This is a genomic window from Enterococcus pseudoavium NBRC 100491 (assembly GCF_001544295.1).
GTDB lineage: Bacteria > Bacillota > Bacilli > Lactobacillales > Enterococcaceae > Enterococcus_A > Enterococcus_A pseudoavium.
The window spans coordinates 72,358-91,637 of record NZ_BCQF01000011.1 but is presented as its reverse complement, the minus strand read 5'-3'; the positions used below and the strand labels follow the sequence as shown (position 1 = coordinate 91,637).

The 19,280-nt window shown below is 40.6% G+C and carries 13 protein-coding genes; 9 read left to right on the top strand and 4 right to left on the bottom strand.

What is annotated here, in order from left to right; translation table 11 throughout:
• Positions 1-9 precede the first annotated feature (9 nt).
• The 3 genes from EP1_RS07120 to EP1_RS07110 are packed head-to-tail and all read right to left on the bottom strand — an operon-like array spanning position 10 to position 3,634.
• The gene (locus EP1_RS07120) at positions 10-1,926 is read right to left on the bottom strand and encodes a PTS fructose transporter subunit IIABC (protein WP_067625731.1); all 1,917 of its coding nucleotides are present in this window, start codon (positions 1,924-1,926) and stop codon (positions 10-12) included.
• A gap of 44 nt (positions 1,927-1,970) precedes the next feature.
• Positions 1,971-2,885 carry a 1-phosphofructokinase gene (gene pfkB / locus EP1_RS07115; RefSeq protein WP_067625729.1) on the bottom strand — a complete coding sequence of 305 codons (915 nt, stop codon included), beginning with the start codon at positions 2,883-2,885 and terminating at the stop codon, positions 1,971-1,973.
• Entirely contained in the window at positions 2,882-3,634 is a 753-nt protein-coding gene (locus EP1_RS07110) for a DeoR/GlpR family DNA-binding transcription regulator (protein WP_067625727.1), read from the bottom strand. Before EP1_RS07110 ends, pfkB begins: the two co-directional genes overlap by 4 nt.
• 155 nt (positions 3,635-3,789) lie before the next feature.
• On the opposite strand from EP1_RS07110, the gene EP1_RS07105 reads away from it, so the two are divergent.
• The gene (locus EP1_RS07105) at positions 3,790-5,250 is read left to right on the top strand and encodes an alpha-amylase (RefSeq protein ID WP_067625723.1); all 1,461 of its coding nucleotides are present in this window, start codon (positions 3,790-3,792) and stop codon (positions 5,248-5,250) included.
• A gap of 7 nt (positions 5,251-5,257) precedes the next feature.
• Here the strand turns inward: EP1_RS07105 and EP1_RS07100 are convergent, their stop codons facing one another.
• Positions 5,258-6,832 carry a ClC family H(+)/Cl(-) exchange transporter gene (locus EP1_RS07100; RefSeq protein ID WP_067625716.1) on the bottom strand — a complete coding sequence of 525 codons (1,575 nt, stop codon included), beginning with the start codon at positions 6,830-6,832 and terminating at the stop codon, positions 5,258-5,260.
• 153 nt (positions 6,833-6,985) lie between these two features.
• Between EP1_RS07100 and pcrA the strand changes: the two genes are divergently transcribed.
• The 8 genes from pcrA to EP1_RS07060 all read left to right on the top strand — a co-directional run bounded on the left by pcrA (position 6,986) and on the right by EP1_RS07060 (position 19,279).
• Positions 6,986-9,226, top strand: a complete 2,241-nt coding sequence (gene pcrA / locus EP1_RS07095; RefSeq protein WP_067625713.1) for a DNA helicase PcrA — start codon at positions 6,986-6,988, stop codon at positions 9,224-9,226.
• 20 nt (positions 9,227-9,246) lie between these two features.
• The gene (ligA, locus tag EP1_RS07090; RefSeq protein ID WP_067625711.1) at positions 9,247-11,274 is read left to right on the top strand and encodes an NAD-dependent DNA ligase LigA; all 2,028 of its coding nucleotides are present in this window, start codon (positions 9,247-9,249) and stop codon (positions 11,272-11,274) included.
• A 196-nt stretch (positions 11,275-11,470) separates the two neighbouring features.
• Positions 11,471-11,776, top strand: coding sequence for an Asp-tRNA(Asn)/Glu-tRNA(Gln) amidotransferase subunit GatC (gene gatC, locus EP1_RS07085; RefSeq protein ID WP_067625709.1), 306 nt, complete (start codon positions 11,471-11,473; stop codon positions 11,774-11,776).
• Entirely contained in the window at positions 11,776-13,245 is a 1,470-nt protein-coding gene (gatA, locus tag EP1_RS07080) for an Asp-tRNA(Asn)/Glu-tRNA(Gln) amidotransferase subunit GatA (RefSeq protein WP_067625706.1), read from the top strand. The genes gatC and gatA overlap by 1 nt, the downstream gene beginning before the upstream one ends.
• Positions 13,245-14,675, top strand: coding sequence for an Asp-tRNA(Asn)/Glu-tRNA(Gln) amidotransferase subunit GatB (gene gatB, locus EP1_RS07075; protein WP_067625703.1), 1,431 nt, complete (start codon positions 13,245-13,247; stop codon positions 14,673-14,675). Before gatA ends, gatB begins: the two co-directional genes overlap by 1 nt.
• Positions 14,676-14,685: 10 nt before the next feature.
• Complete coding sequence (locus EP1_RS07070) at positions 14,686-15,711, top strand: diacylglycerol kinase (RefSeq protein ID WP_067625700.1); 1,026 nt, start codon at positions 14,686-14,688, stop codon at positions 15,709-15,711.
• A gap of 180 nt (positions 15,712-15,891) precedes the next feature.
• Complete coding sequence (gene rlmD, locus EP1_RS07065) at positions 15,892-17,259, top strand: 23S rRNA (uracil(1939)-C(5))-methyltransferase RlmD (RefSeq protein ID WP_083507514.1); 1,368 nt, start codon at positions 15,892-15,894, stop codon at positions 17,257-17,259.
• A gap of 745 nt (positions 17,260-18,004) precedes the next feature.
• Positions 18,005-19,279, top strand: coding sequence for a DNA cytosine methyltransferase (locus EP1_RS07060; protein ID WP_083507512.1), 1,275 nt, complete (start codon positions 18,005-18,007; stop codon positions 19,277-19,279).
• The last annotated feature ends 1 nt before the right edge of the window (position 19,280 follow it).

Genomic DNA, 19,280 nt, shown 5'->3' with positions numbered 1-19,280 from the left:
TTTTTTTTACTATTGTGCAACGGGTTTTTTAACTAAACCATAGATGACGCCAGATACGATGGCACCAATCGCGATGAATAAAAGATAAAGTAGTGGATGACTTAACAATAGAACAACGAAGATTCCACCATGAGGAGCAAGTAATTTAATTCCAACTGCACCTACTAGACCACCAGCAAGAGCTGAGCCAACTACAAAACTTGGAATAACGCGAAGTGGATCGGCTGCGGCGAAAGGAATCGCACCTTCAGTGACAAATGACAATCCCATGACAATATTGGTTAAACCAGCATCAATTTGACTTTGTTCGAATTTATTTTTGAATAACCGCGTAGCGACAAAAATTGCTAGTGGAGGAACCATCCCGCCTGCCATGACAGCAGCCATCACGATTGACCCGCCTTGAGCAACGGTAGAAGCAAGAGTAGCAGTTCCGAAAACGTAAGCCGCTTTATTGATTGGGCCCCCAAGATCGACGGCCATCATGCCGCCAAGCAATGCGCCTAATAAAATGGCATTTGAGCCGCTAAGTCCGGTTAGGAAACCATTTAAGCCGTCATTGATGGCTTTCATCGGAATATTAACTAAAAGCATCAAGAAACCGGTAATTAATAAACCAAAGAACGGATAAAAAAGAATTGCTTTGATTCCCTCAAGTGATTTAGGTAAGTTTTTAAATAGTTTTTTCAAGAAAACAATTACATAGCCGGCAATGAAACCACCAAGTAAAGCGCCTAAGAAACCCGCGCCACCCGCATTCGCTAAAGCACCAGCAGCAAAACCAGCAATTAAACCAGGGCGATCAGAAATACTTGAAGCAATGAATCCAGCTAAAACAGGTAACATGAAGCCGAATGCGGCTCCACCGATTTGATTGAACCAACTAGCGATTTGATTATAGTTCCCTAAACTAGCCAATTCAGAATGAGGAACCCCCATAAATTGGTCAATCATGAATGATAGTGCGATCATGATCCCGCCACCGATAACGAAAGGCAACATATGAGATACGCCATTCATTAAATCTTTGTAGATTCGTTGGCCAACCGTACCGTTATCACTTTTTTCTTCATTAGTTGTAGTTGCTTCTCCGTCTCCATGATAAACCGGTGCATTTCCGCTTAACGCCAAGTTAATTAATTCTTCAGGCTTACGAATTCCATCACTAACTGGACGGTTTACCAATTCTTTGCCATTGAAGCGATTCATTTCAACTTTTTTATCGGCTGCTACAATGACACCGTCTGCCCGAGCAATCTCTTCGGCAGTCAAACGGTGCTTAATGCCTTCTGAACCATTGGTTTCAACTTTAATATCAACGCCCATTTCTTTGGCTTTTTTCTTTAAAGCATCTTCGGCCATGTAAGTGTGAGCGATACCAGTAGGGCAGGCTGTAACAGCAACAAGGTAGCGACGATTTGTATCCTGACTTTTTTCTTCTGCAGCCGCTTGTGCTTCGGCTTTTTCTTCTGCTTCTTTAGCAAGCTCAAACGTCATTTGGACTTGCTCAGGAGTTTCTGCTGCTTTCAATTTTGCTACAAAATCAGGATTGATCAATAACCGTGATAGAGCAGCTAATGCTTGCAAATGTGTATCATTAGCACCCTCGGGAGCTGCGATCATAAAGAACAGGTAAGTAGGCTGGCCATCTAATGATTCGTAGTCCACACCTTTTTTACTTTTTGCAAATAAAACAGTGGCTTCTTTTACGGCTTTGTTTTTGGCATGGGGCATAGCAATCCCGTCACCTAAACCAGTTGAAGTCTGAGCCTCGCGTTTTAGGATCCCGTCTTTATAAACCTCAATATCAGAAATTCGGCCGGCATCATACATTTTTTGAACCATTTCATCGATTGCAGCTTTTTTAGTCGTTGCCTGCAAATCCATAATCATGGCATCTTTGATCAATAAATCTTTAATATCCATTATAATTCCTCCAATTTTAAATTGATAATAATAATAAGTAGGGCTTATTTAACTTTTGTGATTGATACTTCAGGTAATAATTCTTGGATAAATTCGGCGGTAGCTAAGTCATCAGAGAAGGTTGTTGCACTGCCACAAGCAACCCCCCACTTAAAGGCTTCAACTGGATCTTGCGTTTTAGTATAGTTGCCGACAAATCCTGCGATCATTGAATCGCCTGCACCAACGGAATTTTTCACTGATCGTTTTAAAACATTTGAACGATAAATCCCATCTTGAGTGAAAAGCAGAGCGCCGTCGCCAGCCATTGAGACTAAAGCGTGCTGAGCCCCTTCGTCTAATAAACGTTGACCAAAAGGATAAATATCTTCAACTGAATTAAATTCCGTTTGATATAAATCAGCTAATTCATGGTTATTAGGTTTCACTAATAATGGTCCTTTTTCCAACGCATCCATTAAATCGGCGCCAGTTGTGTCAATTACAAAGGCAGCGCCTTGAGCTTTAATTATTTCTATCAGTTCTTGATAAAAACCGGTTGGTACACTGGCTGGTTTGCTGCCGGATAAAACAACGATATCATCAGCCGTCAATCGAGCCAAAACAGTTTTAAGCTCATCCATTTCAGCAGCTGAAACTCGAGGACCTTGCCCGTTGATTTCAGTTTCTTCTTGTGCCTTTAGTTTGATATTGATCCGAGTATCATCGGCAACAGTAGTAAAGTTTGTTTGAATATCTTCGCGCTCTAACCATTCTTCGATGAAATGCCCAGTAAAGCCGCCTAAAAATCCTAAGGCAGTAGATTCGTTACTGATGCGTTTCAAAATACGGGAAACATTGATTCCTTTTCCACCGGGTAACTTCAAGTCATTTTTCATGCGGTTGACATCGCCGATGACTAGTTGATCAATATGAACGATGTAGTCGATCGATGGATTTAGTGTGACTGTATAAATCATACAGAAACCTCCTTTAAGGTAGTTTGTGCTGTAATTTGATCATGGAGAACCAAAGGACAGGTATCGGTAAGGATTGAAGCTGCTGACAATGGCGCGACACTGACAAAACTGGTTTGGTTGAATTTACTGTGATCGACTAACACAAAAGCATCATCTGCTTGTTGAATCGCGGCTCTTTTTAAAATTGCTTCTTCTGGATCAGGAGTAGAATAGCCACTATCTAACTGGATTCCGTTCATTCCCATAAAAACTTTATTAAAGCGATATTGTTTTAATTGTTCAAGTGACTGGGAACCGACTACAGCATCCGTGGTCAATTTGATACGTCCACCAAGGATGATCGTCGCAATTTGGGCTTCAACTAAACGAGCAGCTAAACCTACCGAGTTGGTCACAACGGTGATTGTTCGATTTTTTAAAAAAGGGATCATCTCAGAAGTTGTTGTTCCTGCATCTAGATAGATGACATCGCCTTCAGCAACCAAACTTGCTGCATACTGGGCAACTAATTTCTTTTGTTGAACGTTTTTGGATGATTTTTCAAGCATACCCAATTCTTGTTCTAAGTGTTGGGGACGCTTTGCGCCACCGTGAATGCGCTCTAATAAACCAAGATCCTCTAATTCCTGTAGATCGCGCCGAACAGTTGATTCAGACGAATGTAACCATTGAACAAGTTCTTGTGATTTGACTACGCCATCTCTTTCTAGCCATTCAATTATTTTTTTGTGTCGTTCCTCTGTAAGCATTTTCAATCCTCCTTCAACTGAAATATACCACAAAAATTATCGTTTTTCAACCATTAACGGTCAAAAACGTTCAGAAACATTTAAAAAGGCTTTTTGGGGCATCTTATTTTGAAGGTGCTTTCATTTTCGGTATGATAGAAATAGAGGTGAAGGTTATGGGAAAACAAACAATTTTACAGGGATTTGAATGGTATCTTCCGGCAGATGGTACGCACTGGAAGAAATTAGCTGAAAAAGCTGAAGAAATTCGCCGTTTGGGGATTCAGTCAATCTGGCTACCGCCCGCATACAAGGGAGCTGAAGGGATCGATGATGTTGGCTATGGGACTTATGATCTTTATGATCTAGGTGAATTTGACCAAAAGGGGAGCGTAAGCACAAAGTATGGAACAAAAGAAGAATATTTAGCCAGTATCAGGGCTTTAAAAAAAGCTGGGCTAAAGGTATATGCCGACATTGTGTTTGATCATTTTATGGGAGCAGATGAAACCGAGATTGTTTCAGCGGTAGCCTATCATTTTGATGATCGGACAAAACCGACTTCCGGGGAAGAAGAAATTGAAGCCTGGACGAAATTTACTTTTCCTGGTCGTCAAGGAAAGTATAATCAGTATCAATGGACATGGAAAAATTTTTCGGGTGTCGACTATGATGCGCGTGAAAAAGATCATGCCATTTTTAATTTTGCTGACAAAGGTTGGGAGCCCAAAGTGGATGACGAAAATGGTAATTTCGATTATTTGATGGGCTGTAATTTAGATATGGAGAACCCTGAGACGATTGAGCAATTAGATCAATGGGGAAAATGGTACCAAGAGTTGACCGATATTGACGGGTATCGCTTAGATGCAGTGAAACATATTCGTTTTGATTTATTCGTTGATTGGCTTTTGCATCGTCGACAAGAAAAGGCGGAGGAACTTTTTGTTGTCGGGGAATATTGGTCCGATGAATTGGCTAAACTTCAGGAGTATTTAGATTCTTCTGGTAATTTGATCGCACTGTTCGATGTTCCGCTGCATTTCAATTTATTTCAAGCAGCTTCCACGCTGGGAGAATTTGATATGCGGCAAATTTTTGCTGGTACATTAATTGAGACACGACCAGATTGGGCAGTGACTTTTGTCGATAATCATGATACCCAACCTGGGCAGAGCTTAGAATCATGGGTCGAAGGCTGGTTTAAGTTACAGGCTTATAGTTTACTCTTGTTGCGTAATGAAGGGACTCCAGTTGTATTTTGGGGAGATCTTTATGGGACCGACCAAACTGAAGCAGTGGGAGCGGGTTTGGAGGCGCTAATCAGATTGCGGGAAGAATTGACTTTTGGTAATCAAGCTGATTATTTTGATGATCCCGATATAATCGGTTGGACATTGACGGGAGATTTCACTGATCCAGAATCGGGAGCGGCAATCATTTTGACAAATGCTGCTGGTGGAGAAAAGGCGATGACAATTAGCGCAATTCATGAAGGGGAGACTTTTGTAGATTTGTTAGGAAACAATGACGCGCAAGTCACCCTAGATGAAAATGGCCAAGGGATATTTCCAGTAAATGATGGTCAAGCGTCGGTCTATGTCAATGAAAAATTAGCGCAAAAAATCCGAGAATGAGCTTTGCTCAGCCTCGGATTTTTTTATCTTGTTTTTTAGCGATTGCAGCGTCAGAGCGTTCAAGGATTTGTTGCCTGATCTTTTGAGTATAGCCTTCATCTGTTAGAATCATCAGCAAATCGCCGGCTTTTAACACCGTATCCCCATGAGTCAAGATTTCAGCCGAACCTCGTCGGATTGAAATCAACAGCATTTCTTCAGGCCAGTTAAAATCGCGAACCATCGTTCCATCAAGGGAGCTTTCAGCAGTAACGGGAAATTCGATAATCGTCTTATTTCCACTGATGCTAGGAAGATGATCTTTTAGTAAACGTTCAAGTAATGATTCGTAGATGGGGTTTCCGCCTAATAAATCATTGATAACATAAGCAGTTAAGGAACAAACCGCCAACGGCATTAAATGGGTGATATTACCGACCATTTCAGTCACTAAAATAATCGCTGTCAAAGGGGCTTTACCAATCGCGGTAAAGTAGCCCGCCATCGCAAAAATGACAAAATTGCGAATTAATAGCGCGTCCATACCAAACCATTGGTGCAAGATCGTTCCATAAATTCCACCAATCAGCGCGCCCAGTGTCAAAATCGGTAGAAAAATCCCGCCTGGCAGATTTGCGCCATAAGAAATCATCGAAAAAATGAATCGTAGTAAAAATAAAAAAATTAAAAAGATCAAGGGGAAAATATTTTCTCCTAGCGTTAAAACAATTTGATTGCCGCCCCCTAAATAATGGGGGAAAAAGAGTGCAATTGGAATGACCAATAAAAAGGGAATAATGCCATAAAGATGTTCCGGCAAATGAGTATGTCGATAAATTTGCGGCAAAGCTAAAAGAACCATTTGATAGACATAGCCTAAAACACCCAAGATAACACCTAAAATTAGTAGTAGACCATAATATTTCAACGGCAGTGATGGGACATTTGCAATAAAGAGCACAGGTTTTAGACCAAAAAAATTCAATGAAACCAAATTTGCAGTTAGAGCAGCTGTGAGTGAAGTTAACCAAATCAAGGGAGAAAAATGGTGGTGGACTTCTTCGACTACGAATAAGAGTCCGGCAATCGGGGCATTAAAGGCCGCCCCCAAACCAGCAGCGGCGCCACTGGAAATAAAAATTTTCTTTTCAGAAGTTGTCGCATGGGTGTATTCGCCAAAACCTTGCCCAATCATGGCGCCTAATTGAATGGAAGGCCCTTCCCGACCTAAAAACAGGCCAGATCCAACCGCTAACACGCCGCCGATAAATTTTTTCCAAAGGATTGAAAACCATTTTAGTTTGAGTTCTCCTTGTAAGGTTCCTTCAACTTGAGGAATCCCACTGCCTTTAATATTCGGCTCAGATTTTATTAGCGCGCCAAGAAAAAAGGCACAGGCTAACATGACGAAAACCCATGGAATCAGCCATAAAGGATTGGTTCGGAACCAAAGATAGAGCGTGACGATCTGCTCCATCATTTTTTCAATCAGTAGGCGGAATAGACTGACTACAACTCCGGCGATAATTCCAATCAAGACACCTTTCAAAATGAAAATTAGTTTTGTATTATCTAGTCGTTTAATTTCGTGTTCATTTTTCATCGCTTTCCTCCATAACTAGTATTAAACTTAGCGCGAAATCAAGTGGAAAACAAGGGGGAATCAATGAATTCGCTTTTTTAAATTGTTGCTAGTGTCGCGAAACTTTCTGAGATGCTATAATAAAAAAGATTGAATAGAGAAAGGACGTTTTGCATGCCAAACAAACAGGAGTTGTTAGCAGGACTAAACCCTAAACAAAAAGAAGCGGTACTTCACACGGAAGGACCGTTATTGATTATGGCGGGAGCGGGAAGCGGTAAGACACGGGTCTTAACTCACCGGATCGCCTATTTAATAGAAGAAAAAAATGTGAATCCTTGGAATATCCTTGCGATCACCTTTACGAATAAAGCCGCCCGGGAAATGAAAGAGCGGGTCAATGGTATCTTAGGTCAAGGGGGGGAAGATGTATGGGTCTCGACCTTCCACTCGATGTGTGTCCGAATCTTGCGGCGCGATGTAGATGCGATCGGTTATGATCGGAATTTTACGATCTTAGATGGTTCAGATCAATTAACGTTGATGAAACGAATCTTGAAAGAGTTAAATATCGATCCGAAAAAATATGACCCTCGCTCGATTTTAGGGGCAATTAGTAACGCGAAAAATGAGTTGCTGACACCAGAAACATATGAAGAACGACAAGGCTCTTTTTTTGAGGAAATTGTAGCTAAATGTTATGCGGCCTATCAAAAAGCGTTACGGAATAATCAAAGTATGGACTTTGACGATTTGATTATGAACACGATTCGTTTATTTGAAGAAAACGAACAAGTTTTAACCTACTATCAAAATAAATTCCACTATCTACATGTGGATGAGTACCAAGATACCAATCATGCCCAGTATACTTTGGTCAATATGTTAGCTGCGCGTTTCCGCAATTTGTGTGTGGTGGGTGATGCCGACCAAAGTATCTATGGTTGGCGTGGTGCAGATATGCAAAACATCTTAGATTTTGAAAAAGACTATAATGATGCGACGGTCATTTTATTGGAACAAAATTATCGTTCGACTAAAAGTATTTTAGATGCCGCCAATCAAGTCATTAAAAACAATAGCAATCGCCGAGATAAAAATCTTTGGACCGATAATCAAGCAGGTGAACAAATCACCTACTATCGCGCGGATAGTGAACGTGATGAAGCCCAATTTATTGTCAGCAAGATTAAAGAGGAAGTACAAAGTAATCAACGAAGCTATAACGATTTTGCGGTCTTATATCGAACCAATGCCCAATCACGGGTGATAGAGGATACTTTAGTGAAATCTAACATTCCTTATACTATGGTCGGTGGTCATAAGTTCTATGATCGAAAAGAAATTAAAGATATTATCGCTTATTTGAATATCATTAATAATCCTCGGGATGGTGTTAGTTTTGAACGGGTGGTCAATACCCCTAAACGTGGAATCGGGGCCGCTTCAGTCGAGAAACTCCGAAATTTTGCCGCAATGCATGATTGGTCAATGGTGGAAGCGGCCCAAAATGTTGATTTGGCTAATATTTCAGGTAAAGCTGGCCGGATGATTGGTGAATTTGGCACGATGATCACGCAATTTCGAGAACAGATTGCCTATTTGCCGATTACCGATTTAGTCGATCAAGTTTTAGAACGTACAGGTTATTTAGATGAACTGAAGAACCAACGGACGTTGGAAGCAGAATCGCGCTTAGAAAACTTAGAAGAATTTCGCTCGGTCACTCAAGAATTCGATAAACGTAATGAGGCGCTTGAATCTGACGAGGCTCCCGAAGAAAAATTGGCGGTCTTCTTGAATGATCTAGCTTTAGTTTCTGATTTGGACGATTATCAAGAAGAGAGTGCACAAGTAACTTTGATGACACTCCATGCGGCCAAAGGGCTAGAGTTCCCGATTGTCTTCTTGATTGGTATGGAAGAAAAAATCTTCCCGCTGTCGCGTTCATTAATGGAAGAAGCTGATTTGGAAGAAGAGCGTCGTTTGGCTTATGTTGGTATTACTCGAGCAGAAGAAAACTTGTATTTAACAAACGCCTTTTCTCGAACACTTTATGGGAAAACCCAATACAATCAACCTTCGCGCTTTGTCGCAGAAATCGATGAGCGTCTATTAAATCTAGTGGGAATCCAACCGCAACCGAAAACTACGATGTACAATTCTTCCTTTAATAAGGATTTGCAAAAACCCAAATATCAGCAGGCCACGCGAGCACCACTTACTGCTAAAACAGCATCAGGTGGAGAAACTGAAGATTGGAATCCTGGTGATAAGGTTCAACATAAAAAATGGGGTGTCGGAACTGTCGTAAAAGTTAGCGGCAATGCGAAAGATGTGGAGCTAGACATCGCCTTTCCGCAACAAGGGGTAAAACGTTTATTAGCTGCGTTTGCACCAATCGAAAAAATTTGAATCAACTAGGAGGGACCTTCTTGGAACAACTGACTTTTCAAGCAGCAGAGCAGCGCTCCGCTGAACTCCGTAGGGAATTAAATCAATATGCCTATGAGTATTATGTTCAAGATCAACCGACAGTGGAAGATTTTGTATATGATAAAAAATATCAGGAATTAGTAGAAATTGAAACCGAGTATCCTGACTTAATCACGCCAGAGTCGCCAACCCAGCGTGTGGGAGGGAAAGTATTAGCAGGTTTTGAAAAAGTCGTACATGAAATTCCCTTGTATAGTTTGAATGACGTATTCAGTAAAGAGGAATTAATCGCTTTTGATGAGCGAGTCAAAAAAGCTGTGGGGCACGCCGTTTCTTATTGTGTAGAATTAAAGATTGATGGTTTGTCGATCTCGCTGAAATATGAAAATGGGGTCTTTGTTCAAGGTGCGACCCGGGGAGATGGGACCGTTGGTGAGAATATCACCGAGAATCTCAAAACCGTTAAGTCGATTCCGCTACGTTTAAAAGAACCGTTGACAATCGAAGTTCGTGGAGAATGTTATATGCCCAAAGCTTCCTTTATTAAATTGAATCAACAACGAGAAGAAGATGGAAAAGAAGTCTTCGCCAATCCGCGCAATGCGGCGGCGGGCAGTTTGCGACAGTTAGATACCCGAATTGCAGCCAAACGAAATCTAAGTACGTTTTTATATACATTAGCTGATTTTGGGCCACTAGAATCAACGACCCAAGATCATGCTTTAAATGAGATGGCACGTTTAGGATTTCGTACGAACCCAGAGCATCGAGTTTGTGCAACGATTGATGAAGTTTGGGAATATATCGAAGCTTTTCACGAAAAGCGCGATGAACTAGCTTATGAGATTGATGGAATCGTCGTTAAAGTCAATCAATTTGCGATTCAAGATGAGTTGGGCTTTACGGTTAAAGCTCCGCGTTGGGCAACGGCATACAAGTTTCCACCGGAAGAAGCCCAAACAACTTTATTAGACATTGATTGGACAATTGGCCGAACCGGTGTGTTGACTCCAACAGCAATCATGGAGCCGGTTCGTTTAGCAGGAACGACAGTTGCTCGCGCCAGTCTACACAATAGTGATTATATCGAGAAAAAAGATATCCGTCTGAAGGATACGATCCTAGTTTACAAAGCCGGTGATATTATTCCTGAAGTTGCACAAGTGATTTTGGAAAAACGTGAAAAAGACAGCGCGCCATATCCGATACCGACCCATTGTCCGATTTGTAACAGCGAGTTGGTTCACTTAGACGAAGAAGTAGCCTTGCGTTGTATCAATCCTAAATGTCCGGCTCAAATCAAAGAAGGCTTAAGTCATTTTGTTTCCCGGAATGCTATGAATATCGAAGGACTCGGACCACGAGTATTGGCTCAAATGTTTGATAAAGGCCTGGTTTCGGATGTGGCCGATCTTTACGGATTGGAAAAGGAACAATTATTGACTTTAGACAAAATTAAAGACAAGTCAGCTGAAAATATCCTCCGGGCAATCGATGCTAGTCGTGAGAACTCAGTTGAACGGCTGGTATTTGGTTTAGGGATTCGTCACGTTGGTGCGAAGGCTGCGGGGATTTTGGCTGAGCACTTCGGTAGTTTAGGGGCGATCAGTAAGGCAACAAAAGAAGAGATTGTTAGTCTAAACACCATTGGTGAAACGATTGCGGATAGTGTTGTGACCTATTTTGAGAATGAAGAGGTCCACGAATTAATGCAAGAACTCAGTGATCGTGGCGTGAATCTTGAATACAAAGGAATTCGTGCGAGCCAATTAGCCGAGGTGGAATCACCGTTTAAAAGCAAAACAGTGGTACTGACAGGCAAGCTTATTGACTACACCCGAGAAGATGCTAAAGCAAAAATTCAAAATCTTGGTGGAAAGGTTACCGGCAGTGTTTCTAAGAAAACGGATATTGTCGTTGCTGGGGAAGAAGCCGGCAGCAAACTAACGAAAGCCCAAAACTTAGGGATCGAAATCTGGGATGAACAACAAATGATTCGCGCAATCGAAGAAAGTCAGACCGATTAAGCTTTTTTAATTAGAAGCTTGTTGACGACCCTATTGACGAACGAGTATTATAAAAAAGCGTCAAGTCTATTTATTCGCGCTATTTTTAGCAATTGTTTGAATTGAACAACTTTTCGAAAAATTTCAGGAAAAAAACGTGAATTCTGATAGAGATATGATAAAATAATTGAAAATTGATAAAAGAAAGAGGGATATTATGGCAATCAATGAAGAACAAGTGAAGCACGTAGCAAAACTTGCAAAGCTTTCTTTTTCAGCAGATGAATTGACCGGATTTACGGATCAATTAGGCAAAATTATCGACATGGTCGAACAACTTGGAGAAGTTGATACAGAAGGCGTGCCATTTACTTCTAATGTATTAGAAACAATCAACGTCATGCGAGAAGATGTCGCTATTGAAGGCTGGTCTCGTGATGAGTTAATGAAAAATGTACCGGAACATGAAGATGGGTTCATTAAAGTTCCGGCAATCATTGACAACGGAGAGGCTGGTGCATAATGGAAAAATTATATGATAAATCAATAGAAGAGTTACACAGCTTGCTCGTTTCAAAAGAAATTACAGCAACTGATTTAACAACGGAAACTTTTGCGCGCATCAAAGATACTGAAACAGCAATTGATGCCTTCATTACTTTAAATGAAGAAAAAGCTCTAGAATTAGCTAAAGCGATTGATGCTAAAGGAATAACTGAAGAAAATGCCTTGGCTGGTATTCCGATTGGAATCAAAGACAATATCGTTACAAAAAATCTTTTAACTACGGCCGGATCAAAGATTTTATCAAATTTTGACCCGATTTATGATGCGACTGTCATGGAGAAAGTCTATGGTGCAGACTTAATCCCAGTCGGAAAACTAAATATGGATGAATTCGCGATGGGAAGTTCAAGCGAAACCTCTTACTTCAAGACAACGAAAAATGCTTGGGATCAAACGAAGGTTCCCGGTGGTTCCTCTGGTGGGTCGGCAGCAGCCGTAGCAGCTGGCGAAGTCCCAGTTTCATTAGGGAGCGATACAGGTGGTAGTATCCGTCAACCAGCAGCCTTTAACGGAGTAGTCGGCTTGAAACCAACGTATGGTCGTGTATCACGTTTTGGTTTGATCGCCTTTGCTTCATCTTTAGATCAAATCGGACCATTTACACGGACCGTTAAAGATAATGCTTTAGCGTTAAATGCTATCAGTGGCTATGATCCCAAAGACGGTACTTCTGCAGGGGTTTCTGTGCCTGATTTTACGGCGGGGTTAACTGGCGATATTAAAGGGATGAAGATCGCATTACCAAAAGAATTCATGGCGGAAGGAATCGAACCTGGGGTAAAAGCAGCCATTACTAAAGCTGTGGAGACCTTCAAAGCGCTAGGTGCGACAGTTGAAGAGGTAAGTTTGCCGCATTCTAAATATGGTGTAGAAGTTTACTATATTATTGCTTCATCTGAAGCAAGCTCTAACTTGCAACGTTTCGATGGTATCCGTTATGGTTTCCGTTCTGAAGATGTTCAAAACTTAGAAGATGTCTATGTAAATACACGGACAGAAGGTTTCGGTGATGAAGTGAAACGTCGGATCATGCTAGGGACGTTTTCTCTTTCTGCTGGTTATTACGATGCTTATTTCAAGAAAGCAGGTCAAGTTCGGACATTGATCAAACAAGACTTCGATAAAGTTTTTGCAGATTATGACTTGATTATTGGTCCAACCTCACCAACGGTTGCTTTTGGGATTGGTGAAAACATCAATGATCCAATCACCATGTATATGAATGATATTTTGACGATTCCGGTCAACCTAGCGGGCTTACCAGGAATGTCAGTACCAGCAGGATTTTCTGAAGGCTTGCCAGTCGGCTTGCAAATCATCGGAAAACATTTTGATGAAACAACGATGTATCAAGCAGCTTATGCGTTTGAGCAAGCAACGGATTTCCATAAACAAAAACCAGTGATTTTAGGGGGGGACAAATAATGAACTTAGAGACAGTTATTGGGCTTGAAGTCCATGTGGAATTAAAAACAAACTCTAAAATCTTTTCACCTGCGCCCGCTCACTTTGGTGCGGAAGCAAACACAAATACTAATATCATTGACTGGGGCTATCCAGGTGTCTTACCCGTCATGAACAAAGCTGCGATTGAATTTGGGATGAAAGCAGCGTTAGCATTAAACTGTGAAATCTCAAAAAATATGCACTTTGACCGTAAAAACTACTTTTATCCAGATAATCCTAAAGCGTATCAAATCTCACAATTTGATGAACCAATCGGTCATGATGGCTGGATCGAAATTGATGTGAATGGTAAAAAGAAAAAAATTCGAATTGAACGCGTTCATTTAGAAGAAGATGCCGGTAAAAATATGCATGGTATCGGCGGCTACTCTTATGTCGATTTAAACCGCCAAGGCACACCGTTAATTGAAATCGTATCGGAAGCTGATATGCGTTCACCGGAAGAAGCCAATGCTTATTTAGAAGCATTACGTTCAATCGTTCAGTTTACCGGTGTCAGCGATGTGAAGATGGAAGAAGGATCCATGCGTTGTGATGCAAACATCTCTTTACGTCCTTATGGTCAAGAAGAATTTGGAACTAAAACCGAATTGAAAAATTTGAACTCAATTAGCTTTGTTAAAAAAGGTTTGGCTTTTGAAGTTCAACGCCAAACCAAAGTGTTGCTATCGGGTGGAACGATCCAACAAGAAACTCGTCGCTACGATGAGGGAACGAATAAAACTGTTTTAATGCGGGTGAAAGAAGGCTCAAGTGATTATCGTTACTTCCCTGAGCCAGATATTCCACGTTTTGAAATTGACGACGAATGGATTGAAAAAGTTCGGGAATCATTGCCTGAAATGCCAGCTGCTCGTCGTGAACGCTATGTTAATGAACTTGGCTTGCCAGAATATGACTCAATGGTCTTGACTTTGAGCCGGGAGATGTCTGACTTCTTTGAAGAAACATTAAAAGAAGGAGTCGATGCGAAACAAGCTTCCAACTGGTTGATGGGTGAAGTTTCTGCTTACTTAAATAGTGAGAAATTAGAATTAGCAGAGACAAAACTAACACCGCATAACTTAGCCGGAATGATCAAATTGATTGAAGACGGAACGATCAGTTCGAAGATTGCGAAAAAAGTCTTCCGTGAATTGATCCAGAACGGCGGCGACGCGAAGGAAGTAGTGGAAGCAAAAGGTCTAGTTCAATTATCTGACCCAGCCCAATTGTTACCAATGATCAATGAAGTACTGGACAATAATGAACAATCCGTTGAAGACTTCAAGAACGGAAAAGATCGGGCAGTCGGCTTCTTAGTCGGACAGATCATGAAAGCAACTAAAGGAAAAGCCAATCCTGGTGTGGTAAATAAATTACTTCAAGAGGAATTAGCTAAACGATAGGAGCTCAATCATGAAAAAAGCGCGGTTAATTTATAATCCAGTATCTGGTAAAGAGATTATGCGCAATAATCTGGCAGATATTTTAGCGGCAATCGAAAAAGCGGGCTATGAAACAAGTGCCTTTGCTACGACACCGGAACCCGATTCCGCTAAAAATGAAGCTACCAGAGCGGCTAAAGCAGGCTTTGATTTAGTCGTTGCAGCCGGTGGTGATGGAACGATCAATGAAGTGGTCAATGGAATCGCTGGTTTGGAAAAACGACCTAAGATGGCAATTATTCCAGCCGGGACCACCAATGACTATGCGCGGGCTTTAAAAGTTCCTCGGAACAGTGTCAAAGCCGCCGCTGAGGTCATTCAAAAACAGCAGACGGTTAAAATGGATATCGGAAAAGCAGCAGATACTTATTTTATTAATATCGCAGCTGGCGGTTCATTAACGGAGCTGACTTATGAAGTTCCTTCCGAGTTGAAAAGTATTTTTGGTTACTTAGCTTATTTAGCAAAAGGAGCCGAAATGCTACCACGCATAAAACCGACCAAAATGCGGCTAGTCTACGAAGGCGGCGAGTACGAAGGCAATGCCTCGATGTTTTTCTTAGGTCTGACGAATTCAATTGGTGGTTTTGAAACGATTGCTCCCGATGCGAAGTTAGATGATGGAAAATTTTCACTGATTGTCGTGAAGACGGCTAATTTGTTTGAAATCGTTCGCTTGATTACGTTAGTCTTAAATGGCGGTAAACACGTCAATGATTCGAAAGTCTTGTACGTTAAGACCAGTTTTTTAGATGCTAGTCTAATTGATACCGATAAAAAAATGATGATTAATCTTGACGGTGAATACGGTGGCGATGCTCCGATGCGTTTTGAAAATCTTCATCAGCACATTGAATTTTATGCCAATACAGATGAAATCAATGACGATGCGATTTTAGGTGACGATCATCAAAAACGTGAGGCTGGGATCGAACTGGTTAAAGAATACGAAAAAATCCAAGATGAAGAATTAGAACAAGATGATTCAGATAAATGATTTTTAGCGTTCCTGTCAACTCGATGGGAACGCTTTTTTGTAGGAAAAACTATTTCAATCTTTCATAATTAGGTTAAGGAAAAAGCAAGTTATCCAGTCATATGAAGGAAACGACTGGAATAACCTTGCTTTTTAAGGTAGAATTCTTTAGAATGAGTGAATCTACCTTTAAAGGAGAATATAATGACTGTAGAAAAAAATAAAACATACACTGTAACAATTGATGACTTATCTTATGAAGGCTTAGGTGTCGCCCATATTGAAGGGTATCCTTTGTTTATTGAAAATGCCTTGCCAGATGAAGAAATGACAGTCAAGGCGGTAAAAGTCGGTAAAAAATTTGGTTACGGTAAAGTAATCGAGCGTTTCAATGATAATCCAGAACGTCAAGCTGTTAAAGACATGGATCTGTTAAGAAGCGGGATCGCACCATTGAGTCACCTGACCTATGATTATCAATTACGCTTTAAACAGCAGCAAGTCGAAAAGGTCTTAAAAACAATTGCTAAATTACCAGAAGTCCAAGTTGCACCAACTTTAGGGATGGATCAACCTTTCGGCTATCGCAACAAAGCTCAAATCCCGGTGCAAAAAGTCGACAACCAATTAATGACGGGTTTTTATCGTAAAAATTCTCATGTATTATTGCCAATTGAAAACTACTTGATCCAAGATCCTAAAATCGATCAAGCGATTTTAGTGATTCGAGATATCTTACGTCGTTTCAACGTTAAAGCTTATAACGAACGTGACAATACTGGTTTTATCCGCCATATTATTGTTCGGCGCGGCCATTATAGTCATGAGATGATGGTGATTTTAGTGACGCGGACAGAACGTTTCTTTAAGGGAATGGAAATTGCGGAGATCATCAAAAAAGAATTGCCAGAAGTTGTTTCAGTCATTCAAAATATTAACCCAGAAAAGACTAATGTGATTATGGGCCGGGAAGAAAAAGTCTTGTATGGAAAAACGGCAATCAACGATACTTTATTAGGAAAAACGTATCGAATCTCACCGCAATCATTCTATCAAGTAAATACAGAGCAAACCGAAGTTTTGTATCAAAAAGCGATTGAGCTAGCTGAATTAACGAAAGATGATATCGTAGTTGATGCGTATTGCGGGATTGGGACGATCGGGTTGTCTTTAGCAGAAAAAGTTAAGCATGTATACGGGGTAGAAGTGATTGCCCAAGCGATTGAAGATGCAAAATATAATGCTAAAGCCAATGGAATTGAAAATGCTAATTATGAAGTCGGCAAAGCCGAAAAAATCATGCCACGTTGGGCACGTGAAGGAATTGATCCTTCTGTGATTTTTGTGGATCCGCCAAGAAAGGGCTTAGATGAAAAGTTCATTGAAGCTTCAGTGGCAGCCAATCCAGAAAAGATTGTGTATATTTCTTGTAACCCTGCAACCTTAGCGCGTGACTTGCGCAGATATGAAGATTTGGGGTATCATGCATCAACAGTTCAACCAGTTGATTTGTTCCCACAAACATCTCACATCGAGTGTGTAGGTCTGCTTACTCGTGTAGAACGTTGATATAATAGGCATTTGAGTAGTTCGGGGTATTACCCGGATTGCTCTTTTTTGATGTAAAAATGACGATTTTGGGGATGACCGTAGAGTTGATGGAAATGCTTTTAAGTCTTGAGTTGACAGGTTTTACACCGTCGAGTTGACAGGTTGGGTGAAAATATTTTTAATTATCGAACTTAGTATAAATTTTGAGTTTTATCCCAGTCTCTTTTTTGGTGCTTGTGGGAACATATTAAGGGGTGAAGTTTGGGATAGGGTTGACACTATGGGATTGATTTTTGGTAGGGTCGTTGCTACAAAAAAGATAACACAAATGCATCTGAACCAGTACCTGTTGCTGGAGATAGAATAACAATGTATATGATACATTTACAAAGTGCCGACAAACGGCTGATACTGGGAGTTCTTGAAAGAGTGGCTTGAGGACGATTTTTTATTTTGGGGTGAAATTCGCCCGGCTGATGGTGCAGAATACATATAAGGGGTGTCGGATTTTTTGGCTGAGGGGGTCGACCCCCCTTGAGCTGAGAAAACCGACACCCCTATTTTGCTGTTCCAGCCCCAATTTGTGATAGTGCGACACCCCTTGAAACACTTGACTTTATAAGGTTTTAGTGCTCTTAAAAAGACAAAAGAAGAACGCATTCACGACCCCCCCCTTAACCAATAAAGACGAGGTTTATTTTTTCATGAATCTGTGATATTCTATGTAGGTAGAATTTTTTTCTATTAAAACAGGAGGTAAGGAATGCCGTTTTCGTATAATAAGCTATGGAAACTAGCAATTGATAAAGGTTTAAACAAGACTCAGTTGCGTGACATGGCCGGAATTACCAACCAATCACTGTCAAGATTGAGTAAAGATCAAAATGTACGCCTAGATGTTCTTGATAGGATTTGTAGTGCATTAGATTGTAGGATTGAGGATGTTATGGAGTATGTAGAAAATATTAGCTTGTTTGACGATATAGAAGAGTCAACTGATGTGCCAGAGTTAAAAAGCAGTTTGAAGACAATCTCTCTATTTAGCGGAGCAGGTGGACTTGATTTAGGGTTGATAAACGCAGGGTTTGATATTGTTTTTGCTAATGACATATTAAAACCAGCCATTGAAAACTATAAACACAATATTGGTGATATTCACGAAGGTGATATTACAAAGCTTAATCCAGAGGAATTGCCAGAGGCTGATGTGGTAGTTGGTGGTTTTCCTTGCCAACCATTTTCTAATGCTGGTAATAGATTAGGTACTGAAGATGACCGTGGGAATTTGTATCTTGAAGTCTTGAAGATGATTGAAGTAAAACATCCAAAGGTCGTTGTAATGGAGAACGTTCGTGGACTACTATCAATGAAGAATAAAGATGGCTCGAAACTCATTGATACAATTGTTTATCTTCTTGAAAATACCGGACCAGGTTATAAGGTGAAATACCAACTTTTGAAGGCGAGTGATTATGGCGTGCCTCAAAATCGTTATCGTGTAATTATAGTTGGTATCAGAAGTGATATCAATGTTGACTATCAATTTCCTGAACCAACGACATATAATTATGATAAGTTGTCAGTTGGTGCTGCTATAAAAAATGTAGATGGGCTACCAAATCAAGATGAGGTCTGGGAGCTATCACCTCAAAGTCAAAATCTGATTAAATTTATTCCTGAAGGTGGTTCTTGGAAAAATATTCCTTACGAGGAACTTCCTGATAGAATGAAACGAATCCGAGATGATATGAAACGTTATCATTCTCCAAATTTTTACAGACGGTTTGCTCGACATGAAATTAATGGGACAATCACCGCAGCAGGCACACCTGAGAATAGTGGTATCTTGCATCCAGTTGAGGATAGAAGGTATTCCGTACGTGAAATCGCAAGGATTCAGTCTTTCCCAGATACTTATGAATTTGTTGGTGATTCTATTTCATCGAAATATAAAGTTATTGGTAATGCAGTGCCACCAAAACTTGGTGAAGTAATTGGTAAATCAATAGTTGAGCAATTGGCGAAAGCCGGTTATTAGT